13 protein-coding genes are annotated in these 17,252 nt (G+C 46.4%); 5 read left to right on the forward strand and 8 right to left on the reverse strand.

All coding sequences use genetic code 11. The features are described 5' to 3' along the window. Positions 1-14: 14 nt before the first annotated feature. Positions 15-2,495, forward strand: coding sequence for a PBP1A family penicillin-binding protein (locus tag FKN93_RS00655; protein WP_170904271.1), 2,481 nt, complete (start codon positions 15-17; stop codon positions 2,493-2,495). Between the two features lie 53 nt (positions 2,496-2,548). Here the strand turns inward: FKN93_RS00655 and oxyR are convergent, their stop codons facing one another. Continuing rightward, the gene (gene oxyR / locus FKN93_RS00660; RefSeq protein ID WP_170904272.1) at positions 2,549-3,448 is read right to left on the reverse strand and encodes a DNA-binding transcriptional regulator OxyR; all 900 of its coding nucleotides are present in this window, start codon (positions 3,446-3,448) and stop codon (positions 2,549-2,551) included. A 235-nt stretch (positions 3,449-3,683) separates the two neighbouring features. Here oxyR and FKN93_RS00665 point away from each other — a divergent pair, with 235 nt between their 5' ends. After that, positions 3,684-3,971 carry a DUF3624 domain-containing protein gene (locus FKN93_RS00665; protein ID WP_040903944.1) on the forward strand — a complete coding sequence of 96 codons (288 nt, stop codon included), beginning with the start codon at positions 3,684-3,686 and terminating at the stop codon, positions 3,969-3,971. A gap of 149 nt (positions 3,972-4,120) precedes the next feature. Here FKN93_RS00665 and argH read toward each other — a convergent pair whose 3' ends face one another. From argH to argC, 4 genes are all read right to left on the reverse strand, one after another. After that, positions 4,121-5,989: an argininosuccinate lyase gene (gene argH, locus FKN93_RS00670; RefSeq protein ID WP_170904273.1), complete on the reverse strand. Its 1,869-nt coding sequence runs from the start codon at positions 5,987-5,989 to the stop codon at positions 4,121-4,123. Between the two features lie 133 nt (positions 5,990-6,122). Beyond that, a complete protein-coding gene (locus tag FKN93_RS00675; protein WP_158138964.1) occupies positions 6,123-7,334 on the reverse strand; it encodes an argininosuccinate synthase in 1,212 nt (403 codons plus the stop codon). A gap of 97 nt (positions 7,335-7,431) precedes the next feature. Then, on the reverse strand, positions 7,432-8,223 hold the full coding sequence (argB, locus tag FKN93_RS00680) for an acetylglutamate kinase (RefSeq protein ID WP_154169987.1): 792 nt from the start codon (positions 8,221-8,223) through the stop codon (positions 7,432-7,434). 23 nt (positions 8,224-8,246) lie between these two features. Further along, the gene (argC, locus tag FKN93_RS00685; protein WP_158144630.1) at positions 8,247-9,248 is read right to left on the reverse strand and encodes an N-acetyl-gamma-glutamyl-phosphate reductase; all 1,002 of its coding nucleotides are present in this window, start codon (positions 9,246-9,248) and stop codon (positions 8,247-8,249) included. A 153-nt stretch (positions 9,249-9,401) separates the two neighbouring features. Between argC and argE the strand changes: the two genes are divergently transcribed. From argE to FKN93_RS00700, 3 genes are all read left to right on the forward strand, one after another. After that, a complete protein-coding gene (gene argE / locus FKN93_RS00690; RefSeq protein ID WP_004394473.1) occupies positions 9,402-10,544 on the forward strand; it encodes an acetylornithine deacetylase in 1,143 nt (380 codons plus the stop codon). Positions 10,545-10,832: 288 nt separating this feature from the next. Further along, positions 10,833-13,466 carry a phosphoenolpyruvate carboxylase gene (gene ppc, locus FKN93_RS00695; RefSeq protein WP_161426185.1) on the forward strand — a complete coding sequence of 878 codons (2,634 nt, stop codon included), beginning with the start codon at positions 10,833-10,835 and terminating at the stop codon, positions 13,464-13,466. A 354-nt stretch (positions 13,467-13,820) separates the two neighbouring features. Continuing rightward, entirely contained in the window at positions 13,821-14,360 is a 540-nt protein-coding gene (locus FKN93_RS00700) for a PadR family transcriptional regulator (protein WP_158139081.1), read from the forward strand. 108 nt (positions 14,361-14,468) lie between these two features. On the opposite strand, the gene cysE is transcribed toward FKN93_RS00700, so the two are convergent. The 3 genes from cysE to secB form a co-directional block, all read right to left on the reverse strand. Continuing rightward, a complete protein-coding gene (cysE, locus tag FKN93_RS00705; RefSeq protein WP_004394470.1) occupies positions 14,469-15,290 on the reverse strand; it encodes a serine O-acetyltransferase in 822 nt (273 codons plus the stop codon). 137 nt (positions 15,291-15,427) lie between these two features. After that, the gene (gene gpsA / locus FKN93_RS00710) at positions 15,428-16,462 is read right to left on the reverse strand and encodes an NAD(P)H-dependent glycerol-3-phosphate dehydrogenase (RefSeq protein WP_040903938.1); all 1,035 of its coding nucleotides are present in this window, start codon (positions 16,460-16,462) and stop codon (positions 15,428-15,430) included. A gap of 182 nt (positions 16,463-16,644) precedes the next feature. Further along, the gene (secB, locus tag FKN93_RS00715) at positions 16,645-17,112 is read right to left on the reverse strand and encodes a protein-export chaperone SecB (protein ID WP_004394468.1); all 468 of its coding nucleotides are present in this window, start codon (positions 17,110-17,112) and stop codon (positions 16,645-16,647) included. Between the last annotated feature and the right edge of the window lie 140 nt (positions 17,113-17,252).

The following is a 17,252-nucleotide window of genomic DNA, read 5'->3' on the forward strand; positions in this document are numbered from 1 at the left end:
ACAGGGATTCTCCGGTGAAGTTCATAAAGCGTTTACTCATATTTTCATTGATTTGCATTATTCTTGGAGTCACTACAATCTTTGGCTTCTATTTTTATGTAAAGCCAGATCTACCCGATGTCGCTGAATTAAAAGACGTTCGGCTACAAACTCCCATGCAGGTGTTTAGTGAAGACGGTAAACTGATTGCTCAATTTGGTGAAAAACGACGCATTCCATTGCGCCTTGATGAAATGCCACCAGAATTACTCGAAGCGGTGATCGCAACCGAGGATTCACGTTTTTACGAACACTACGGCTTTGACCCGATTGGTATTACTCGTGCTGCTGTGGCCGTCATGGCCTCAGGGAGTGCCTCTCAAGGGGCAAGTACCATTACCCAACAACTGGCCCGTAATTTCTTCTTATCCAATGAGAAGAAAATCATGCGTAAAATTAAAGAGATCTTTATTGCCATTCATATTGAGCAGCTCTTGAGTAAAGAAGAGATCTTGGAGCTTTACCTGAATAAAATTTATCTCGGTCATCGTTCTTACGGTGTTGGTGCCGCAGCCCAAACCTACTTTGGTAAAGAAGTCAAAGATCTGACGTTAAGCGAAATAGCGATGATTGCTGGCCTACCCAAAGCCCCTTCTACCATGAATCCCCTTTTCTCTGTGGAGCGAGCCACTCACCGTCGCAATGTCGTTTTATTACGCATGCTGGCAGAAAACTACATCACGCAACAAGAGTATGATCAGGCTCGTAATGAACCATTAATCTCCAAATTCCATGGCGCAGAAATTGAGCTACGAGCTCCTTACGTGGCAGAAATTGCGCGCGCATGGATGGTCGAACGTTATGGTGAAGAAGCGGCCTATACCTCTGGGATGAATGTCTACACGACGGTCAACACCAAGTTACAACAAGCCGCAAACCAAGCCGCTATCGATAATCTCCTCGCTTACGACATGCGTCACGGCTACCGTGGTGCCGAAAAAGTACTCTGGAAAGCGGGGCAATCAGCTTGGGATACCCCGACCATGATCGCTCACTTACGTAGTGAACCCACTTACGGCGATCTTCTGCCTTCGATTGTGATTAAGGTCGAAGAAAAATCGGCTCAGGTTTGGGTAAAAAATGCCGGACTAAAAACCATTGCATGGGAAGACATGAACTGGGCAAGGCGATTTATTACTGACGACCGTCAAGGGCCTTTACCGACTAAAGCCAGTGATATTCTAGCGGTAGGTGAACAAGTGTGGATTCGTCGCCAGCACGCTATAGGTGATGAACAAGAACACTGGACACTGAGCCAAGTGCCTAATGCGAATACGGCGTTCGTTGCTATGGATCCCGATAATGGTGCGATACTAGCACTGGTTGGTGGCTTTAACTTCGTGCACAGTAATTTTAACCGTGCAACCCAATCGGTCCGTCAGGTGGGGTCAAGTATCAAGCCGTTCATTTACTCTGCGGCTTTGGAAAAAGGCCTCACTCTAGCCTCATTAATCAATGATGCTCCGATTAACCAATGGGATCAAAGCCAAGGTATTGCTTGGCGTCCTAAAAACTCGCCCCCGACTTACGTCGGCCCCACTCGTCTGCGGATTGGTCTAGCGCAGTCGAAAAACGTCATGGCAGTCCGGGTACTGCGAGAAGTCGGCTTGGAAGAGACTCGCCATTTCTTGACCCGCTTCGGTTTTGAGTTATCTCAATTACCTCGCTCTGAGACCATTGCCCTAGGCGCAGGCAGCTTAACGCCCGTCAAAATGGCTCAAGGCTATTCGGTATTTGCTAACGGTGGATATTATGTTGAGCCGTTCTACATCAGCAAAGTGGAAGACAGTTTTGGCCATGTCGAGTTTTTAGCTAACCCCAAAGTGGTTTGTCATCAGGATTGTCAATCTTCATCCGATAATCCGTTCAATGAGCAAGATGCCACGGTCAATTATGCACCACAGGTGATTTCCGAACAGAATGCTTTCCTCGTTCGTGAAATGATGTATAGCAATATCTGGGGTGGCGGTGATTGGCGTGCAGGAACGGGATGGAATGGTACCGGTTGGCGCGCACAAACCTTAAGACGTCGTGATGTGGGCGGAAAAACAGGAACAACTAACGACTCGAAAGATGCTTGGTATAATGGCTTTGGACCAGGCATGGTCGCAACGGCTTGGGTCGGATTTGATGATCATAGTCGTAACTTAGGTAGCACAGCCCCTAACCCGAATACTGATGATGATATTACTGGCGCGGAAGCCGGAGCGAAAACAGCCCAACCGGGATGGGTAGAATTTATGCGCATCGCTCTCGATGGTGTACCGGCCCAACCCAAAGCCATTCCACCGAAAATCATTCGCGTGAGAATTGATCGCGACAGTGGGCTACTCACCAATAAATTAGATTCCAGTTCTATGTTCGAATACTTTGTCCAAGGAACGGAACCGAAAGAGTATGTACAAGAGGATACCCCTCACAGCATCTACTTAGATGATAGTGACAGCTTATTTTAATCTTGACCGCCCCAATTAGGGGCGGTGTTATTTTCAGACACTGAACAGGCAGGCTATTGAGTGGCTAACGCTTGTAGGCGATCTTTCATCACCTGAGCTAGCTGTTCATAGCGCTGGCGCAGCGGTGAACCGGGGCGATAAGCCAAAACAATTTGTCGTGATGGCTGTGGATTGACCGCTTTGATATAACATACACCATCTTTGGTTTTTTCGTCCGGTAGCGAGAGCTGAGGTAACAAAGTAATCCCAGCCCCAGCGGCGACCATATTACGTAAGGTTTCTAAACTGGTGGCTTTAAAACGCTCATCGTCTTTCGCCCCCGCAGCAAAACAAAAACCTAACGCTTGGTCACGTAAGCAGTGACCATCGCCTAATGCCAATACGGTTTTACCGTTCAGTTCCAACATATCCACCTCATCACGATTGGCCCATTCGTGTGAACAAGGCACAGCAATACTCATCGGCTCATTGTAGATATCGATCTCTTTAAAAGGGGCACTCTCCTCAACCGAGGCTAATACCAAGCAATCGAGCTTGCCCTCTTCTAACTGACGCACTAATTGATGCGTTTGCGCTTCATGTAAATAGAGTTCCAAATCAGGAAATCGAGCTTTGAGCTCAGGGATAATCTTCGGCAATAAATAAGGGCCTAGCGTCGGAATAAACCCAATGTGCATCGGGCCACTCATGGCCCCTCCCTGTTGACTGGCCATATCTTTGAAAACTTTAATTTCACTGAGAATACGTTTGGCTTGGTCAACAAGCTGTAGCCCAGAATCGGTAAATAATACCCGCCGACTACTACGCTCTAACAATACCGTACCAAGTTCATCTTCTAGCTTGCGAATTTGTCCACTAAGAGTCGGCTGACTGACAAAGCAGGATTCAGCGGCTTTACGAAAATGCTTGTGCTCAGCAAGAGCAACTAAGTATTCAAAATCTCGAATGTTCATCTTATTCCTAGATAAAAACCATCAATCATATCGAAAGCAACAGAAAAGGCGTCTCGTTATAGCGTCACTGCTGCAGTAAGAATATACCTATCAAAAACCATAACATTGAATGCTGATGACTATCAAAGCTTTTATGTTTTGCCACTAATCTCACACTGATGGGTTAATACTTCTCGTGTTTCGCTTAACGCGATAACATACTTAAGCGCTGCACCTCATCCATTAAGGAGTCACCATGAAACTCACCAGTTGTCACTACTGTGATCAAGCATGGTTCTGGAAAAAAATTGGTCGTTGCCAACGCTGTATTGATTGGTTAACCGTACTATCTGTCGCTTGCTGGGGAGTCTGGTTTTGGTTATTTAGAAATGAGCCAACCGCCATCGCATCCATCGCCCTTCTCTTCGCAGGTTTCGCTTTTAATGGTCTGTTATTTTTACATTTATGGATGAAGTTTGTCGTATTACCGTGGCGAGAGCGTCAAAAAAACTCGACTGATCACTCGCCCACAAAAAAGCCCTAAAACGAAAAGGAGTTTTAGGGCTCTCTTAGAGCGATCTAAGAAAAAGCAGTGGTACAGATATAGACTGTGCTTTTTCTGGTTGGTTCCACTTTACACGATCTTTTTTGATCTTTTCTTTTGCTTGGTTTCACCATAAAAGATCTCAACACTTATCGTTGATGGATAACAATCCGCTGGGCAAAATCCACTTCTAAGGCTACTTCATCACAAGCGTGTTGCCGCGGGCACTGCTCACAATCTTTTAATACCTTTTCCGGCAATAACGTTTTCGAGGTTGGAATAAAGTTCAGTTTCATAAAGAACTCCGGAGAACGAGTCAGTACGAACACTTTATTAATCGCCATTTGCTGGGCTTTTTTCACTAAGTAATGGACAATCGCACGCCCTTGACCTTGACGCTGCCAGCCCGCTTCAACCCCAAGAGAACGAATTTCTGCTAATCCTGAATCGTAAACGTAGAGCGAGGCGCATCCCGTTATCTCACCATGATGTTCAGCCACAGCGAACGAACCAATATCGCGTACAATGTCGCTTCGTGAACGCGGTAAGTTCTCGCCCATGTTTGCCCAATAAGCAACCATGCCTTCTAAACGTTCAATATCGGTTAAGCGTGCCGGACGTACTTTGACCGCACTTGCATCCCGCTTCGCCAAACGTTTTTCGGCTTCTTCAACCGCATAAGCCACTTGTGACGGAGCGACGCCACCGAGTGCACTGCGTTTTTCTAAGCATGATTCGATGGTTAAAATGGCGTAAACATCATCTTCAATCACAGGAGAAAAGGCTTTTAACTCAGCCAAGGATAACTCTTCCAATGCGCAGCCTTTTTCGATAGCGCCAACTACCGCGACGCCAACAATATGGTGTGCTTCACGAAACGGAATACCTTTAGCAACTAAATAGTCGGCCAGCTCAGTAGCATTAGCATACCCTTGTTTGGCCGCTTCTAAAGTCCGCTCAGTTTTCACTTTGATCCCGTCAAAACACAAGGCTGCCATTTCCATACAATCATGCCAAGTATCAAGCGCATCAAACAGCCCTTCTTTATCTTCTTGCATGTCTTTGTTGTAAGCCAAAGGCAAAGCTTTTACGGTCATCATCATCGCCGCTAATGACCCATAAACCCGACCAGTTTTACCGCGGATCAGTTCCAGAGCATCAGGATTTTTCTTCTGCGGCATTAATGAAGAGCCAGAGGTTACGGTATCCGCTAATTCAATAAATCCAGACTCACCGGAGTTATAGAAGATCATGTCCTCAGCTAAACGCGACAAGTGGAGCATTGATATCGATGCTACCGACATCAGTTCCATCACATGATCGCGATCCGACACCGAATCGAGTGAATTACGTGTAGCCCGGCGAAACCCGAGATCATAGGCCAACTGCTGACGATCAATAGGATAAGCGGTTCCAGCCAAAGCGCCAGAGCCGAGGGGACAGGTATCTAATCGTTGTAGCGCATCTTGTAAACGTGAGTAGTCACGCTCAAACATCTCAACATATGCCAAACACCAATGAGCAAACGTGACGGGTTGAGCGCGTTGCAAGTGCGTATAACCAGGTAGTACTGTCGCTTGATGTTGTTCGGCGACCGAAACCAACTGACTCTGCAATCTATCCAAGCCGAGCAGTAATTGCTGGCCTTGCTGACGACACCATAATTTTAAATCGGTGGCGACTTGATCATTACGTGAACGTCCGGTGTGCAGTTTCTTACCTAAATCGCCCACTTTACTGATTAACTGCTGTTCAACCCACGAGTGAATATCTTCCGCATCCGATGACAAGATCTGCCCAGGATCTTCCATTACCGCGAGCTTCAACTCATTTAATGCTAATTCTAATGCTTGTTGCTCTTGTTCTGTTAGTACGTTGACTGACCGTAACGCTTTCGACCAAGCAATCGAGCCGACAATATCTTGCTCAGCCAATCGGTAGTCAAAACGCAGGGAGTCGTTAAATTGTTTAAACCGGGTGTCTGCTGCTTGGGTAAATCTTCCGCCCCATAATGCCATTGCGTTTCTCCTACCTTTGACCTAAGGCGCATACGCCATAGGAAAACATCTTGTACTCGGGTTAAAAACAAGGATCGCCGAGCGATCCTTATGAGCTAATCTCTAACGATGGCCTCATTCAATCCAGTGAGGCTTATTTATTTTCGTTCAAGGCACGAATCCGACTCGCCAAAGAATACAAACGAATGAATCCACCAGCATGACTTTGGTCATATACTTCATCAGCCCCAAAGGTAGCAAACGCTTCTGAATACAAACTGTTCGCAGAACGCTTCTGAGTAGCGATCGCTTGCCCTTTGTAAAGCTTGATCACCACTTCACCATTAACCTGCTGAGCGAGCTGATCGGCAGCGGCAAACACCGCTTCACGTAGTGGGGTGAACCAACGGCCATCATACACCAGATGTGAGGCTTTAATGCCGAGCTCTTCACGAAACTCAAACGATGCCTTGTCTAACACCAGTTGCTCTACTGCACGTAGTGCTTCCATCATGATCGTGCCTCCCGGAGTTTCATAACAGCCGCGAGATTTCATCCCCACCAAACGGTTTTCAACAATGTCGATCCGACCAACACCGTGTTTAGCCCCTTTTTCGTTCAAATAAACTAAGGCGTTATAAGGTGTCATCAGCTCACCGTCGACACCAACTACCTGACCCTTTTCCACTTGTAAAGTGACATACTCAGCGTCATTCGGTGCTTGTTCAGGATCAACGGTCCATACCCAGCAGTCCTCATTGGGTGCATTCCAAGTGCTCTCCAGTACACCACCTTCAGTGGAAATGTGCCACGCATTAGCATCACGTGAGTAAATTTTAGTTAACGATGCTGCGCAAGGGATATTACGCTCAGCCAGATAGTCGAGGCACTCTTCACGGCTGACAATATCCCACTCTCGCCATGGGGCAATAACATGCAAATCTGGTGCAAGGGCAGCAAACGCACCTTCAAAACGTACTTGATCGTTGCCTTTACCAGTACAACCATGGCACAGCGCATCAGCGCCTACTTTACGAGCGATCTCTACTTGTGCTTTCGCGATGATTGGGCGAGCCATTGAGGTGCCCAGCAGATATTTCCCTTCGTAATACGCGCCAGTTTTTAAGGTTGGATAGATGTATTCAGCAACCATTTGTTCTTTTAAATCGACCACATAACACTCTGAAGCGCCCGAGGCTTTCGCTTTTGCTTCAATGCCTTGTAACTCTTCTTCTCCTTGGCCGACATCTGCAACAAAGGCAACCACTTCACAGGCATAGTTTTCTTTTAGCCACGGAATAATCACTGAAGTATCTAGACCACCAGAATAGGCAACTACTACTTTATTAACTTGAACTTTACTCATTGATGCTTTCTCCATTACCCAGTACCCGCTTAGCGGTCTGCACTAAGGTCTATTGATTGTGTTTAGTGGTCATGCGCCACTCATTGCCTATTGTGATTTATTGCGGTAAAAATTGGGTTCCAATACTTTCACCAGCAAATAGTTTGTGCAGCTTTTCCGGATAGCGCCATGTGGCGACTTGAATCGGACGCCCCAAATCATTGGCGGCCTCTAGTGCGGCTTTGACTTTGACGATCATCCCATCGGTGATCACTTTACCAGCAATCAAACTAGTGGCTTGCTGAGCGTTCAAGCTCGGCAATAAGTGCCCTTTGCCATCCAATACTCCACTCACATCAGAGAGCAGAACTAACTCGGCATCCAGTGCACCGGCCACCGCCACCGCCGCCTGATCGGCATTGACATTCATCATTTGTCCGCTTGCAGTAAGCCCAATCGAACTGATGATCGGTAGCCCGCCAGCATTAAGAATGGCTTGTAACAGTTGTGAATCGCCCGGCAGGGCTTTACCCACCGCTCCCAGTTCAGGATCGAGTTCCTCGACTTGACATAAGCCGCCATCCGCTAAACATAAACCGATGGCATTCAAACCGTCTTTTATGGCTTGTCCTTGGAGCATTTTATTGGCCGTTCCCGCTAACGCTCCGGCAATAAAAGGAATTTGTTCATAAGGGGTAACGCGTAGCCCTTCTTTCTTTACCGTCGGCAGGTGTAATTTTGCCATCAACTCATCGACCAAATAGCCGCCACCATGAACAATGACAATTCGTCGCTGAGCTTGAGCTTGATACAGTGCGATAGCGCCAAACAATTTGCTTAGCGTGTCAGAACAAGACAGCGCTGCGCCGCCTAATTTAATCACCAATGGATTATGCTGTGTATCTGTCATATTTCACCCTTACGCTTGGTGCTTTACACCAAAGCCGTTAGCTCAGAAAAACCGTAATGAATATTTAAACATTGCATCGCTTGACTCGATGCCCCTTTTAGTAAGTTATCGATCGCTGAAACGACGATGATATGCTCACCTTGCACTCGCCATCCCAAATCACAAAACGGCGTAAATTCCACATCTTTAATCGATGGCAAACTGGATTTTAGCCTCACCGCAGGCTGATCAGCATAAGCCTGAGTAAACGCCTCATCGACTTGCTGCGCCGTAACACCGGCTGCCAACTTCATGGTTATTGTGGCTAAAATACCCCGTTTAAAATTGCCCAGATGTGGGGTGAAAATCACCTCACAGCCTAAATGGGTAGCAATTTCTGGTTGATGACGGTGAGTAAATACGCCATAAGGCTGCAGGCTAACTTCACAAAAACTGTTGGTTAGGGTCGCTTTTCGACCTGCCCCCGTCACGCCGCTGGTCGCGTTAATCACTGGCCATTGCTCAGTATCCAACAAATTTGCGTTAATCAACGGTTTAATAGCCAGTTGCGCCGCCGTCGGATAGCATCCTGCCACGGCAATCAGTGAACTATGCAAAATGGCTTCACGGTTCCATTCTGCTAAGCCATACACCGCCTTATCTAGCCACTCACGGTGCTGGTGCTCAAAACCATAATAATTAGGATAAAAATCCTCACTTTTCACACGAAAGGCACCAGATAAATCAAAAACCTGACAATCTTGGGCAAGGAAAATTGGTGCCAGGTCGTGACTCACTTCATGAGCCGTCGCTAAAAACACCACATCGCACTGACTCGCAACAACAAGTGGGTCAACTAAAGGCTCAATCTCCATGTCAATCAGCCCAGCTAATTTACCATGCAGCTCAGCCATTGATTTTCCTGCATCGAGACTGTTGGCGGAAACATATAAACCTGCTAGTTTGAGTTGAGGGTGTTTTTCCACCATCAGCGCTAATTCAGCACCGGTATAGCCACTTGCACCAATAATTGCGGTTTTTAACATTAATACCCATCCCAAAGCGGAGTGAAAGCCAAGTTAAAACTGATTTTTAATTTATAAAAACGAGCCTTAATTGGTTTTTTATTCATAAAAAGTGATTTAATATGTGTTTTACATTTTCAGCGATACTCTGTCAATAGTAGGAGCAAAGATAATATGCAATTACCCAGTTTCTTGGAGGTCTATTCGGGCCTGATTTCCACGCCTTCCATCAGCTCCACTGACCCGACATGGGATCACGGCAACAGTGAGGTGATTGCTAAATTAGCCGAATGGTTTGAAGCACTCGGCTTTACCACTCAAGTCGAAGTGGTTGCGCCAGGAAAACATAATTTAATCGCCAAAAAAGGCGCGGGAGAAGGCGGACTACTCTTGGCTGGGCATAGTGATACGGTGCCTTTTGATCAAGGTCGCTGGAATTTTGAACCTCATGCTTTAACTCAAGCGAACGATCGTTTCTACGGCTTAGGCACCGCCGATATGAAGGGATTTTTTGCTTTCATTTATCAAGCCGTAAAAAATATCGATTGGAGTAAGCAAAATAAACCCCTGTATGTCTTAGCGACCTGTGATGAAGAGACGACCATGCTGGGTGCCAGACATTTTACGGCTAACGCACCTTTTCAACCCGATTACTGCATTATTGGTGAACCGACCAGCTTAGTGCCAGTTCGTGGACATAAAGGCCACGTCGCCAATGCGATTCGCGTTACAGGGCAGTCTGGTCATTCATCCAATCCTGCGCTGGGTGTTAATGCGATTGAGATTATGTACGAAGTCATGTTTGCCCTGATGCAACTGCGTGACCGACTGATTAAAGAGTATCATCACCCGGGCTTCGAGATCCCGAGTCCGACCCTCAATCTCGGCCATATTCATGGCGGCGATAGTCCGAACCGTATCTGTGGCTGTTGTGAGCTGCATTATGATGTCCGGCCTTTACCGGGAATTAGCTTAGATGGACTCGATAACCTACTGCGCGGCGCACTCAAAGACGTTCAAGACAAATGGCCAGGTCGAATTGCGATTGAAGCATTGCATGAACCTATCCCTGGTTACGAGTGTCAGCACGATCACCCGTTTATCCTTGGCGTGAGTGAACTGTGTGGACAACCCTCGCAAACGGTCAACTATTGCACTGAAGCTCCGTTTCTACAGCAGTTGTGTCCAACCTTAGTTCTCGGTCCCGGCTCTATCGATCAAGCGCATCAACCCGATGAATATTTATCCTTCGATTTTATCGAACCGACCGTGAATATTCTTTCTCAAGCCATCAATAAATACTGCTTTACTGAGTAATCCCATTTCCCCCGCGCCGCTCGTTGGATGGTATTGATAGCGAGAGCGGCGCAACATCTCATCAAGGTTTTATATCGATGATGCCAGCATAAGCATGCTAATGGTTTCAATCAATTGTAAGAAAATTTCAACAAAATAAGTTATTTTACCACCATTTTTCTAACAAAATGCAGCCTGACATAAATGAAATCTTTGTATGCTTTGTTTGACTCTACTAGACAAACTTCGCTAGATTGTGTAATTAAATAGATGACATTGGATGTAATTTTTTTACAAGGCAGGATGATAATGAATGAAAAATACGCCGCTCTAAAAAGTAACGTGAGCATGCTGGGTCGATTATTAGGGCAAACCATCCAAGCCGCTGACGGCGACGTTATTTTGGCAAAAGTCGAAACCATCCGACAACTTTCTAAATCAGCTCGAGCAGGCAACCAAGCCGATCGAGAAAAACTCATCGAAGAAATCAAACACCTCAATAATGATCAACTGACTCCGGTCGCGCGCGCCTTTAACCAATTTCTCAACTTAACCAATATCGCGGACCAATATCATACCATTTCTCGGCATAGCGAAGACCATCTTGGTGAAGCCAACGAGCTGCAAAGCTTATTCGCAAAATTGGCCGATAAAAAAATCAGCCAATTCGATGCAATCCAAGCCGTTCGTGATTTAAACATTGAATTAGTTCTCACCGCCCATCCGACGGAGATTACTCGTCGTACCATGATCAATAATTTGGTCAAAATTAACCAATGTTTATCGAATCTTGAGCTGAGCGATCTGTCTTCTAAAGAACGTCAAAAAACTGAACGTCGTTTAGAGCAATTAATTGCTCAAGGCTGGCACTCTGACGTCATTCGTAAACAACGTCCAACACCACTCGATGAAGCGAAATGGGGCTTTGCGGTGGTCGAAAACTCTCTCTGGCAAGCCGTTCCAGAATTTTTACGTGAGCTAAACGACAATATTAAAGCTAACCTTGGTGAAGGGTTACCGATTGACGCACGTCCCGTGCATTTTTCGTCTTGGATGGGTGGAGATCGCGACGGCAACCCCTTTGTGACCCATAGTGTCACACGTGAAGTTTTACTCCTCTCACGCTGGAAAGCCGCCGATTTATACTTAGCTGACATTAATGAATTGATCAGCGAATTATCAATGACTAAGTGTACCGATGCACTCCGCGCTTTAGCGGGTGAAGAAGAGCACGAACCTTATCGCGCGGTCCTCAAAGGTGTACGTCACTTATTGCAAGACACACTGGATATTCTCGACAGTAAGTTACATGGCCAAAAATTGGCGGTTAAAGCGCCTTTAAGGACCGAAAGTCAGTTATGGGACCCATTATACGCGTGCTATCAATCACTGCATGAATGTGGCATGGGGGTGATTGCCGATGGATCACTGCTTGATGCTCTGCGTCGAGTCAAAGCCTTTGGCGTCCATTTGGTTCGTCTCGATATTCGTCAAGAAAGTAGCCGCCACGCTGAGGCATTATCCGAACTGACACGCTACCTAGGGATTGGCGATTACAATCAGTGGAGCGAACAAGACAAACTGGCTTTTTTAACCAATGAGCTGAGCTCTAAACGTCCGCTACTTCCGCTAGATTGGCAGCCGTCTGAATCGGTCAAAGAGGTCTTAGAAACGTGCAAAATCATTGCCGCCCAACCGCAAGATGCCTTTGGTGCTTATGTAATTTCTATGGCTCATACCGCCTCTGATGTCTTGGCTGTCCATCTATTATTAAAAGAGTCTGGCTGCCCTTACCGCATGAGTGTCTGCCCGTTGTTTGAAACGCTCGACGATCTCAATAATGCCGAAAGCGTGATTAAACAGCTACTCGCTATCGATCTCTATCGTGGCTTCATTCAAAACCAACAAATGGTGATGATTGGCTATTCTGATTCCGCAAAAGATGCAGGGGTAATGGCCGCCGGATGGGCTCAATATCGGGCCATGGAAGACTTGGTCAAGGTGTGTGAAGAAGAGAGCATTGATCTGACGTTATTCCACGGTCGTGGTGGCTCGATTGGTCGTGGTGGTGCGCCGGCTCATGCTGCACTGTTATCACAACCACCGAAGAGTTTAAAAGCCGGATTGCGCGTCACCGAACAAGGGGAAATGATCCGTTTTAAACTTGGCTTACCCGAAGTTGCGATCAACAGCTTACATCTTTACGCCAGCGCTATTTTAGAAGCGAATCTATTACCACCACCAGAACCAAAGCAAGAGTGGCGCGACTTAATGGAAGTCCTCTCACAAGTCTCTTGTGAAGCGTATCGAGCGATTGTTCGTGGCGAACCGGATTTTGTCCCTTACTTCCGTCAAGCAACCCCTGAACTTGAGTTAGGTAAACTGCCGCTTGGCTCACGCCCAGCCAAACGTAATCCGCAAGGTGGTGTGGAGAGCCTACGAGCGATCCCTTGGATCTTCTCATGGAGTCAAAACCGTTTGGTACTCCCAGCGTGGCTCGGTGCTGGGGAAGCGATTCAATACTCGGTTGATAAAGGCCATCAAGCTCTGCTTGAGGAGATGTGTCGTGAATGGCCATTCTTCTCTACTCGATTAGGCATGTTAGAGATGGTATACACAAAATGTAACCTTGATGTCTCTCGTTACTATGACCAACGTTTGGTCGAGCCAGCATTACGTCCATTAGGCGATCGCTTACGAGACCAGCTCCAAAAAGACATCAAAGCGGTACTCAATGTTGAAAATAATGAGAACCTGATGCAAAGCGATCCGTGGGGTCATGAGTCGATTCGTCTGCGTAACATCTATGTTGAGCCATTGAACATGCTGCAGGCTGAGTTGTTGTATCGGACTCGTCAATCCACCGAGGCGGATCCCGAGTTAGAGGAAGCGTTAATGGTCACTATTGCTGGCATTGCAGCCGGAATGCGCAATACAGGTTAGTAAAACCAGAATAAAACTCTAGACAGAGACCAAAAGGCCATCTAAAGATGGCCTTTTCTATGCCTTTCCGCGATTATTGAGAAAATTATCAACTTTTTTATTCGAAAAACTGTTTTTATTCTACTTTATGCTTATTATTTAGATATAATGCTAAACCCTGTGATGCCCTAATAACTATTTCAAATCACAGTCCAATCAATACAACATCATAATCCTAGGTGATACAAGGCTTTTTAAGGTGACAGAGACAGCACTCGATGCTGCATGACTGATACCTCATATCCCAATGTACCGATAGAAGTACATAAGATGGTTCAGTCGATTACGAAGTTACTCACCATTTGGATTAAAGACATGTCATTACCACACGTTATTCTCACCGTTCTTAGTACTCGTGACGCTACTGGATACGATATCACTAAGGAATTTTCAGCCAGTATTGGCTATTTTTGGAAGGCAAGTCATCAACAAGTTTACCGTGAACTGAACAAAATGGGGCAGCAAGGGTTAGTGACTTGTGTACTAGAGCCTCAAGATGGCAAGCCTGATCGTAAAGTTTACTCAATAACAGAAGCCGGCCGCCGAGCTTTAGGCGAATGGTTTGACCAACCAACGGCACATCCAACCGTTAGAGACGAGTTCAGTGCGAAGCTCATGGCGTGCTCAGTACAATCTGCTGAACCTTATCGTCTCCAGTTAATTGGATTAATTGAGGAATCTCGTAAGCTTGTTACCCACTATCAAGACATCGAGTCTGCATACTATGCCAATCCTGCGATGATGGATAAACAGCAGCGTTTAGAACGCCTGACCTTACGCCGTAATTTACTTACCCGTCAAGCATGGATCGAATGGGCAGAAGAGACGCTCGCTGAACTCAATGCGATGGCTTGATTGACCCAACATGAAAAAGAGGATGCTGAGCATCCTCTTTTTTTGTTGGTTTACTTCCCTTCCTAACCGCCACTCGAAGTGGTCAGGGTAGCTAAGGTAGATAGCCGATCAAATACCATCACCACCAATAAAGGTTTGTGAGCGACCATTAAATTGCTGGTCCATATCTAATGAGGGCTTATCTGTTTTCGGACGACCAACAATACGCGCTGGCACTCCAGCAACGGTGGTATGAGGAGGTACCGGCTGCAATACCACTGAACACGAGCCAATTTTCGCGCCTTCACCGACTTCAATATTGCCCAGGATCTTGGCCCCCGCACCAATCATCACTCCTTCGCGAATTTTTGGATGACGATCACCACACTCTTTACCAGTACCACCTAGCGTCACATCTTGTAAAATGGAGACGTCATTTTCAACCACGGCGGTTTCACCAATCACAATCCCAGTTGCATGGTCAAGCATGATGCCACAGCCAATGGTTGCAGCAGGATGAATATCCACCTGACAAGCCACTGAAATTTGATTTTGTAGATAAGTCGCCAGTGCAATGCGCCCTTGCTTCCAAAGCCAGTTGGCGACGCGATACCCCTGTAGCGCATGATAACCTTTGAGATACAATAGCGGCATCGAGTACATCGATACGGCAGGATCGCGATTCACGGTCGCACAAATATCGCAGGCAGCAAACTCACTGATCGTCGGATCAGCAGCCAAAGCTTCCTCTACTACTTCACGCACCGCCATGGCCGGCATAGAAGCCGTATTGAGTTTATTGGCTAAAATATAGCTTAATGCCGCCGATAAACTGTCATGCTTAATGATCGTCGCGTGATAGAAACTCGCCAACATCGGCTCTTGCTCCGATTGTTCACGTGCTTCTTGGATGATGGTTTGCCAAACTTTTTTCTGTGCGCACTGCTTCATTTTATTTTGCCTTTCACTGAGTTAGCCTCATCACGCTCATCCTCCAGACGGGTCGCGATAGCACTATCCTTCCACAGTATCTATCAGGTATTGGAAATTCAACCGTTATCGATTACTGATCACATCAGCAGTCTCGATCATTGCTCAGCTTTTTTATCTCGTGCGAGCAAGTCTTGCGCAGCCAAACGGGCATCTTTACCTTGATATAAGACCTGATAAATTTGCTCAACAATCGGCATTTCAACCCCCATACGTGCAGCCAATAACGACACTTCCTTGGTGTTACGATAACCTTCAACCACTTGCCCAATCTCCTGCTGAGCAGCATCCACCGCTTTACCTTGACCTAACGCTAAACCAAAACGACGATTACGAGACTGGTTATCGGTGCACGTTAATACTAAGTCGCCTAATCCTGCCATCCCCATAAAGGTTTCTGGCTGTGCTCCTAAGGCAGCGCCAAGACGAGACATCTCCGCTAAACCTCGAGTAATTAACGCCGTACGTGCATTAGCACCAAAACCAATCCCATCGGACATGCCTGCACCAATCGCAATCACGTTTTTCACTGCACCGCCCAGTTGCATGCCGATAAAATCATGGTTGGCATACACTCGAAAGGTTTTGTTGCAATGGATTTTTTCCTGCAAGTCGACAACAAACTGAGCATCAGGCGAAGCCACCGCTATTGCCGTTGGCATACCCATAGCAAGCTCTTTTGCAAAGGTAGGGCCAGACAGTACCGCTAATGGCACACGACTGCCGAGAATGTCGAGGGCGACGTCTTGCAATAAACGTCCCGTTTCAGGTTCAAGGCCTTTGGTTGCCCAGCAAAGACGACTGTCTTGACGCAGATGAGGTTGTAAGCTGCGTAATACTACCCCGAAGACATGGCTCGGAACGACAACCAGTAAATCTTGGCTGGCCTGCACCGCTTTCGACAAATCAGATTCAATAATTAAACTGTCTGGAAAGGCAATCCCGGGAAGAAACTCTTGGTTGGCACGATCAGACTGTAAACGAGCCATATGCTGAGGATCATGCCCCCATAGCACAATATTTGCTCCATTACGTGCTAGCGAAATAGCCAGAGAAGTACCGTAAGAACCGGCACCAATCACGGTCATGGTTATCGGTTTGCTACTGACATGCTGTGCTTTCGAATCGGTCATTTTTTTACCTAATGAATAGCGAATGAATGAATGGGTAACCTGAACGGCTCGTAACCGCTTATTAGATCGAGACTAAAAACAAAAATGCACATCGCTTAGCTCAATGAGCGGCTCTGTGCATTTTTCTACCTATTCCTAAGCGAGGTCAAGCAGTAAGGAATATAGACAGCCATTAAATCAAATTAAGCTTGCGCAGTTTCACCGGCAGCTTGCTGTTGTAGGTAGTTCATAAATAGAGCGTCGAAGTTGACTGGCGCTAGGTTTAACTGCGGGAAAGTACCTTTAACTACTAAGCTCGAAATAGTTTCACGCGCATAAGGGAAAAGAATATTTGGGCAGAATGCACCCAAACAATGAGCCAGTTGGCCCGCTTCCATTTGCTCTGCAGTAAAAATACCCGCTTGCTGAACTTCACACAGGAAGGCCGTTTCTTCAGCATTTTTTACCGTTACTGTCAAACGAAGCACGACTTCATAGACACCCTCACCCAACTCACGACTTTGCGTGTCTAGATCTAATTTAACATCTGGATTCCACTCTTTTTGAAACATCGTCGGAGAGTTTGGTGCTTCAAATGAAACGTCTTTGAGGAAGATACGTTGAATTGCGAAATTTTGTTGTGGTGCTTCTTGTTGTGCGGCTTCAGCCATGATTAAAATCCTTAATATCAAAAATAGTGGTCAGTCAACTGTCTTGAGACTAAACGAGTACCGATAAATCATCCAGAGGGCGTTGCCAATCAATGGCAACGATCACAACTCGAATCATTTAGCGCAGCTTGTGGCAAGCA

The organism is Vibrio sp. A8-1, assembly GCF_013048685.1.
In the GTDB taxonomy this organism is placed as follows: Bacteria; Pseudomonadota; Gammaproteobacteria; order Enterobacterales; family Vibrionaceae; genus Vibrio; species Vibrio metschnikovii.

Excerpts from the sequence above, each read along its gene's own strand:
- cysE (WP_004394470.1), bottom strand. The coding sequence starts at position 15,290 with ATGAAGCAGTGCGCACAGAAAAAAGTTTGGCAAACCATCATCCAAGAA.
- argE (WP_004394473.1), top strand. The coding sequence starts at position 9,402 with ATGCAATTACCCAGTTTCTTGGAGGTCTATTCGGGCCTGATTTCCACG.
- secB (WP_004394468.1), bottom strand. The coding sequence starts at position 17,112 with ATGGCTGAAGCCGCACAACAAGAAGCACCACAACAAAATTTCGCAATT.
- gpsA (WP_040903938.1), bottom strand. The coding sequence starts at position 16,462 with ATGACCGATTCGAAAGCACAGCATGTCAGTAGCAAACCGATAACCATG.
- oxyR (WP_170904272.1), bottom strand. The coding sequence starts at position 3,448 with ATGAACATTCGAGATTTTGAATACTTAGTTGCTCTTGCTGAGCACAAG.
- FKN93_RS00700 (WP_158139081.1), top strand. The coding sequence starts at position 13,821 with ATGTCATTACCACACGTTATTCTCACCGTTCTTAGTACTCGTGACGCT.
- FKN93_RS00665 (WP_040903944.1), top strand. The coding sequence starts at position 3,684 with ATGAAACTCACCAGTTGTCACTACTGTGATCAAGCATGGTTCTGGAAA.
- ppc (WP_161426185.1), top strand. The coding sequence starts at position 10,833 with ATGAATGAAAAATACGCCGCTCTAAAAAGTAACGTGAGCATGCTGGGT.
- argB (WP_154169987.1), bottom strand. The coding sequence starts at position 8,223 with ATGACAGATACACAGCATAATCCATTGGTGATTAAATTAGGCGGCGCA.
- argC (WP_158144630.1), bottom strand. The coding sequence starts at position 9,248 with ATGTTAAAAACCGCAATTATTGGTGCAAGTGGCTATACCGGTGCTGAA.
- FKN93_RS00675 (WP_158138964.1), bottom strand. The coding sequence starts at position 7,334 with ATGAGTAAAGTTCAAGTTAATAAAGTAGTAGTTGCCTATTCTGGTGGT.
- argH (WP_170904273.1), bottom strand. The coding sequence starts at position 5,989 with ATGGCATTATGGGGCGGAAGATTTACCCAAGCAGCAGACACCCGGTTT.